The 273-nt window shown below is 52.4% G+C and carries 1 protein-coding gene; it reads right to left on the bottom strand.

Annotation, left to right across the window (positions count from 1 at the left end; genetic code table 11):
* Positions 1-191 (bottom strand): SDR family NAD(P)-dependent oxidoreductase (locus tag CWC28_RS21775; RefSeq protein WP_138625788.1); only part of this gene is annotated, 191 nt, incomplete at its 3' end.
* Positions 192-273: the final 82 nt, after the last annotated feature.

Below are 273 nucleotides of genomic sequence, written 5' to 3'. Positions count from 1 at the left end.
TCTGAAGCCACATCATGACGAATAAACAGTGCCTGCTCGCCAATCTCGTCCGCCAGAGCCTGACCAGCTTCTTCATTAATATCGGTCAGAACAACTTTTGCGCCCTGCTCGGCAAGCAGCAACACATCTTCGCGACCCATACCATTGGCACCACCGGTCACGATGCACACTTTATCTTTAACACGGTTCACTGCCTGCTTCCTCCTGATACTGGGTCTCAGTAGTTTGTGCAGAAGTCATATGCTGGCCTGCCCGTCTTCCCGAGTACACGCA

It is taken from the genome of Pseudoalteromonas sp. S4492 (genome assembly GCF_005886115.1).
GTDB lineage: Bacteria > Pseudomonadota > Gammaproteobacteria > Enterobacterales > Alteromonadaceae > Pseudoalteromonas > Pseudoalteromonas gelatinilytica.
This window is presented reverse-complemented; position numbering and strand designations above follow the sequence as displayed.